The organism is Stenotrophomonas sp. HMSC10F07 (genome assembly GCF_001807895.1).
Taxonomy (GTDB): Bacteria; Pseudomonadota; Gammaproteobacteria; order Xanthomonadales; family Xanthomonadaceae; genus Stenotrophomonas; species Stenotrophomonas sepilia.
Map to the genome: position 1 here is coordinate 1 of NZ_KV791371.1, position 5,408 is coordinate 5,408.

General features: G+C 67.5%; 5 protein-coding genes. 1 reads left to right on the forward strand and 4 read right to left on the reverse strand.

Features of this window, described 5'->3' with window-relative positions; all coding sequences use genetic code 11:
• Positions 1-27: 27 nt before the first annotated feature.
• From HMPREF3114_RS08885 to ftsY, 3 genes are all read right to left on the reverse strand, one after another.
• On the reverse strand, positions 28-297 hold the full coding sequence (locus tag HMPREF3114_RS08885) for an oxidative damage protection protein (RefSeq protein WP_019661206.1): 270 nt from the start codon (positions 295-297) through the stop codon (positions 28-30).
• 5 nt (positions 298-302) lie between these two features.
• On the reverse strand, positions 303-1,427 hold the full coding sequence (gene mutY / locus HMPREF3114_RS08890) for an A/G-specific adenine glycosylase (protein WP_053501177.1): 1,125 nt from the start codon (positions 1,425-1,427) through the stop codon (positions 303-305).
• Positions 1,428-1,511: 84 nt separating this feature from the next.
• A complete protein-coding gene (gene ftsY, locus HMPREF3114_RS08895) occupies positions 1,512-2,783 on the reverse strand; it encodes a signal recognition particle-docking protein FtsY (RefSeq protein ID WP_053501179.1) in 1,272 nt (423 codons plus the stop codon).
• A 129-nt stretch (positions 2,784-2,912) separates the two neighbouring features.
• Here ftsY and HMPREF3114_RS08900 point away from each other — a divergent pair, with 129 nt between their 5' ends.
• Entirely contained in the window at positions 2,913-3,212 is a 300-nt protein-coding gene (locus HMPREF3114_RS08900; protein ID WP_053501181.1) for a hypothetical protein, read from the forward strand.
• 133 nt (positions 3,213-3,345) lie between these two features.
• Here the strand turns inward: HMPREF3114_RS08900 and htpG are convergent, their stop codons facing one another.
• A complete protein-coding gene (gene htpG, locus HMPREF3114_RS08905) occupies positions 3,346-5,238 on the reverse strand; it encodes a molecular chaperone HtpG (RefSeq protein ID WP_053501183.1) in 1,893 nt (630 codons plus the stop codon).
• Between the last annotated feature and the right edge of the window lie 170 nt (positions 5,239-5,408).

Sequence of the window (5,408 nt, forward strand, 5' to 3'; positions counted from 1 at the left end):
CGGGCATGGCCCGGCGCTACCGGCAGGTCAGGCTTCCGGAACGAAGCCAGCCGGCTTCTCTGCGTCCTTCTCGAACAGGAACTTGACCAGTTCGCCTTCAAGAAACGCACGATGCTCCGGGGTGCGCGGCGACAGCCGGTTCTCGTTGATCAGCATGGTCTGGTGCGCCAGCCACGCGGCCCAGGCCTGCTTGCCGATGTTGTTGAAGATGCGCTGGCCCAGCTCACCGGGGTAGGGCACGAAGTCCAGGCCCTCGGCATCGCGTTGTTCGTACTGGCAGAAGACGGTTCGGGGCATGGCACTCACTCGTGGTTGCGGGATTTCTTGGGAGTTCGTTTCGGCGTCTTGATCGTGGCGCCGTCGAGCAGTTTGCGGATCGGTGCCGGCAGGCCCAATGCGGGTAGCTCGTCGTTGGCGACCCAGCGCAGCGTGGGTTCTTCCACACGCAGGCCGCGCACCTTCCGTGACAATACCTGCAGGTGCAGCCTGTAGTGGCTGAAGGTGTGCTGCAGCACCGGCAGTTCCTCTGCATCTTCCAGCGAGCCGTCGACATGTGCGTCGAACCAGTCCTGCAGGTCGCTGCCGGCCTCGGCCTGCGGCAGCGTCCACAGCTGCGCCCAGATGCCGGTGTCCGGTCGCTTCTGCAGCAGCACGCGTTGCTGGGCGTCGCGCAGCAGCAGGGCGACCGCTTCGCGTTCGGGCAGGGTCTTGCTGGGCTTGGGCGTGGGCAGTTCAGCGGTGCGGCCTTCGCGCCGCGCCACGCACGCGTCCTGCAGCGGGCAGATCACGCAGGCCGGCTTGGCCCGGCTGCATACCGTCGCGCCCAGATCCATCTGCGCCTGGGTGTAATCGGCCATGCGCCCGGCCGGCACCTGCGCGACGTGCGCCTGGGCAATCGCCCACAGTTGTTTCTCGATGGCCGGCAGGCCGGGAAAGCCGTCGATGCCGTGGTAGCGGCTGAGCACGCGCTTGACGTTGCCGTCGAGAATCGCGAACCGATCGTTCCATGCCTGGCTGAGGATCGCACCGGCGGTGCTGCGGCCGATGCCGGGCAGGGCATGCAATGCATCGAAATCGCGCGGCAGGTCGCCGTCGTGCAGTTCCACGCAGCGCTTTGCGGCGGCATGCAGGTTGCGTGCGCGGGCGTAGTAGCCGAGCCCGGCCCACTGCGCCATCACCGCGTCATTGCTGGCGGCGGCGAGCTCGGGCAGGGTTGGGAAGTGCTGCAGGAACCGCTGGAAGTACGGGATGACCGTGGCCACCTGGGTCTGCTGCAGCATGATCTCCGACAACCAGACCCGATAGGGGCTGCGCGGGTGCTGCCAGGGCAGGTCATGGCGACCGTGGTCGTCGAACCAGTGCAGCAGGCGGGCGACGAAGTCGTCTTCCTTGGCAGTGTCGGGGCTGGCGTGCGGCTGGCGGGGCATCAGTGTTCCGGAAGGAGGCAGCCACCGATGGCGTGGCTCTACCAGATCGCAGTAGAGCCACGCCATGCGTGGCTGCACGGTGTATCAGGCGCCCAATGCTTCGGGCAGCAGGGCGTCGACGAAGGCTTCCGGGTCGAACACGCGCAGGTCTTCCGGGCGCTCGCCAATGCCGGCGAAGCGGATCGGAATGCCGAACTCGCGGGCCAGTGCGAACACCACGCCGCCCTTGGCGGTGCCGTCCAGCTTGGTCACCACCAGGCCGGTCACGTTCACTGCGGCATTGAACTGGCGCAGCTGCGACAGCGCGTTCTGACCGGTGGTGCCGTCGATCACCATCAGCACTTCGTGCGGGGCGGTGGGGTCGATCTTGCCGAGCACGCGGCGGATCTTGCCCAGCTCGTTCATCAGCCCGGACTGGGTGTGCAGGCGGCCGGCGGTATCGGCGATCAGCACCGAGGTGCCGCGGGCCTTGCCGGCCTGCAGCGCGTCGAATGCCACCGAAGCGGCATCGGCGTTCTGCCCCTGCGCAACCACGGCCACGCCGTTGCGCTCGCCCCAGGCCTGCAGCTGGGCCACGGCGGCGGCGCGGAAGGTATCGCCGGCAGCCAGCATCAGGCTGTGGCCGTCATCCTTGAAGCGCTTGGCCAGCTTGCCGATGGTGGTGGTCTTGCCGACGCCGTTGACGCCGACGGTGAGCACTACGAAGGGCTTGGCATTGCGGTCGATCACCAGCGGCTTGGCCACCGGCTGCAGGATCGCGATCAGCTCGGCGCGCAGCGCGGCCAGCAGCGCATTGGCGTCGGCGAACTCGCGCGACTTCATGCGCTTGCGCAGGCCCTCGACCAGATCGGTGGTGGCGCCCACGCCGACGTCGGCGGTGATCAGGGCGGTTTCCAGCTCGTCCAGCAGATCGTCGTCGAGCTTGGGGTTGCGCGAGAACAGGCCGCCGAAGCTGCGCGCGATGACGCTGTTGCGCAGGCGCTCGCGCCAGCCGGGCTTGCCGGCGGGCGCCGGAGGGGCATCCACCAGCGCAGGCAGGTCGGTGGCCGGGGCGGTGGGTTCCTCGACCGGAATGACCGGAGCCAGAGGAGCCAGCACAGCAGCCGCAGCGAGCGCTTCAGCCTGGACGTCCTCGGGCGCGGTGGCCGGCTGCGCAGCTGGCACTTGGGCGACCGGGGCCGATTCCGGTGCAGGCGCGGGTGCATTGGCTTCGACCACCGCGGCGGTGGGTGCGTCTTCGGCCGGGGCGGCCGACGGGAACGCCGCCGCCAGCTCTTCAGCCGAGTAGTGCTGGGTCTTGGACGCCTCCGCGGTGGGGGCATCCTGGGGCTTCTTGCGGCGGAAAAAACTGAGCATTGGCAAAAGGCGCTGAAATCAGAGGGATATGCTACCACTCGGGCCTGTCGGGCCGATGTGGACTCAAGGTCGCGGCCGGCCGGCCGTTAACCGGTCCGGAGGGTTGCGCGGAGCGGCCCGGAGACCGCCATGGACAACGTGATGGGAATCGCCCTCAGCGGGATGCGCGCGGCCCAGCAGGGCGTGCAGGTGGCCGCGCACAACGTGGCCAATCTGGCGACCCCCGATGCCCAGCGCCTGCAGTTGCAGCGTGGCGCCGCTGAGCAGGGTGGGGTGCAGGCCTCGGTGATTCCCGCCGGTGCCGATGCCACCGCGCCGCTGGGAGATCTGCTGGCGGCGAAAGCCGAGGTGGTGGCCTTCGCTGCCAATGCCACGGTGATCCGCCGCCAGGACCAGGTGCTGGGCGCGCTGCTGGATCGCGACGCCTGAGCAGCCCGCCTCGGTAGCTGCCAACCGCCGCCCCTGGCAGGTGCCAACCTTGGTTGGCACGCTTTTGGGGCGCCAACCAAGGTTGGCCTCTACCAAGGCACCGCTGGGCCATGCCCGGCGACCACCGCCTCGATCAGGCCGACAGCTCCAGCAGCAGCTTGTTCAGGCGCGCCACATAGGCACCCGGATCCTTCAGGCTGTCACCGGCGGCCAGCGCGGCCTGGTCGAACAGCACCCGGCCGAGGTCGTCGAAGCGCGCGCCATCGGCTTCAGCGTCGAGCTTGGCGATCAGCGGATGGCCCGGGTTGATCTCCAGCACCGGCTTGCTGTCCGGCACCTTCTGCCCGCTGGCTTCCAGGATCTGGCGCATCTGCAGGCCGAGGTCCTGCTCGCCGATGGCCAGCACCGCCGGCGAATCGGTCAGGCGGTGCGACACGCGCACCTCGGCCACTTCGTCACCCAGGACCGTCTTGAGCCGCTCGACCAGGCCCTGCTTGTCCTTTGCTGCCGCTTCCTGTGCCTGCTTGTCCGCATCGGTTTCCAGTGCGCCCAGGTCGAGATCGCCACGGGCGATGTCGACGAAGCCCTTGCCGTCGAAATCGGTCAGGTAGCCCATCAGCCACTCGTCGATGCGGTCGGTCAGCAGCAGCACTTCCACGCCCTTCTTGCGGAACACTTCCAGGTGCGGACTGTTGCGCACCTGGCTGTAGCTCTCGCCGGTGAGGTAGTAGATCTTGTCCTGGCCTTCGGTCATGCGGCCGATGTAATCGGCCAGCGACACGCTCTGCGCATCGCCGTCGCCACGGGTGGAGGCGAAGCGCAGCAGGCCGGCCACCTTCTCGCGGTTGTTGTAGTCCTCGGCCGGGCCTTCCTTCAGCACCTGGCCGAACTCCTTCCAGAACGTGGCGTACTGCTCGGGCTTGTCGGTGGCCAGCTTCTCCAGCATGTCCAGCGAACGCTTGGTCAGCGCCGATTTCATCGAATCGATGACCGGGCCGGACTGCAGGATCTCGCGCGAGACGTTCAGCGACAGGTCGTTGGAATCGACCACGCCCTTGATGAAGCGCAGGTACAGCGGCAGGAACTGCTCGGCCTGGTCCATCACGAACACGCGCTGCACGTACAGTTTCAGGCCCTTGGGCGCATCGCGGTGGTACAGGTCGAACGGCGCGCGGCCGGGCACGTACAGCAGCGAGGTGTACTCCAGCTTGCCCTCGACCTTGTTGTGGCTCCACGCCAGCGGGTCGCTATGGTCGTGCGCTACGTGCTTGTAGAACTCGGTGTACTCGGCGTCGCTGATCTCGGTGCGCGGGCGGGTCCACAGCGCGCTGGCGCGGTTGACGGTCTCCCACTCGACGGTGGCGCCTTCTTCGCCACCTTCCTTCGGCATCTGGATCGGCAGACCGATGTGGTCCGAGTACTTCTTGAGGATGCTGCGCAGGCGCCAGCCCTCGGCGAAGTCGTGCTCGCCGTCCTTCAGGTGCAGCACGATGCGGGTACCGCGCTCGGCCTTGTCGACCGTGGCCACTTCGAAATCGCCTTCGCCACGCGAGGTCCAGCGCACGCCTTCGGCCGCAGCCAGGCCGGCGCGGCGCGAGGTCACTTCCACTTCGTCGGCGACGATGAAAGCGCTGTAGAAGCCGACGCCGAACTGGCCGATCAGCTGCGAATCCTTCTTCTGGTCGCCGGACAGCTGCCGCAGGAAGTCGCCGGTGCCGGACTTGGCGATGGTGCCGAGGTGGGCGATGGCTTCGGCGCGGCTCATGCCAATGCCGTTGTCTTCGATGGTGATGGTGTGGGCGGCGGCGTCGAAGCTGACGCGCACGCGCAGCTCGCTGTCGCCTTCCAGCAGCGCCGGCTGGGTCAGGGCCTCGAAGCGTAGCTTGTCGGCGGCGTCGGCAGCGTTGGAGACCAGCTCGCGCAGGAAGATTTCCTTGTTGGAGTACAGCGAGTGGATCATCAGCTGCAGCAGTTGCTTGACTTCGGTCTGGAAGCCAAGGGTTTCGGTCTGGGTGGTCTCGGTCATCGATAGGGCTCCATGTGCAATGCCGCGCCAGCGCGTGCGGCCTCGCCAAGGGGTAGGGGTGATTGTCCCGAAATCAAGGGGTTGGTCGGCCGGGCTTGCAGCCCTGCACCTGCAGAGGCCGATGCAACAGCAACATCAACAGCAACAGCGGGCTATCCGTGGGATGGCGG

Coding starts and splice junctions, on each gene's coding strand:
- htpG (WP_053501183.1), bottom strand. CDS start 5,238: ATGACCGAGACCACCCAGACCGAAACCCTTGGCTTCCAGACCGAAGTC.
- HMPREF3114_RS08900 (WP_053501181.1), top strand. CDS start 2,913: ATGGACAACGTGATGGGAATCGCCCTCAGCGGGATGCGCGCGGCCCAG.
- ftsY (WP_053501179.1), bottom strand. CDS start 2,783: ATGCTCAGTTTTTTCCGCCGCAAGAAGCCCCAGGATGCCCCCACCGCG.
- HMPREF3114_RS08885 (WP_019661206.1), bottom strand. CDS start 297: ATGCCCCGAACCGTCTTCTGCCAGTACGAACAACGCGATGCCGAGGGC.
- mutY (WP_053501177.1), bottom strand. CDS start 1,427: ATGCCCCGCCAGCCGCACGCCAGCCCCGACACTGCCAAGGAAGACGAC.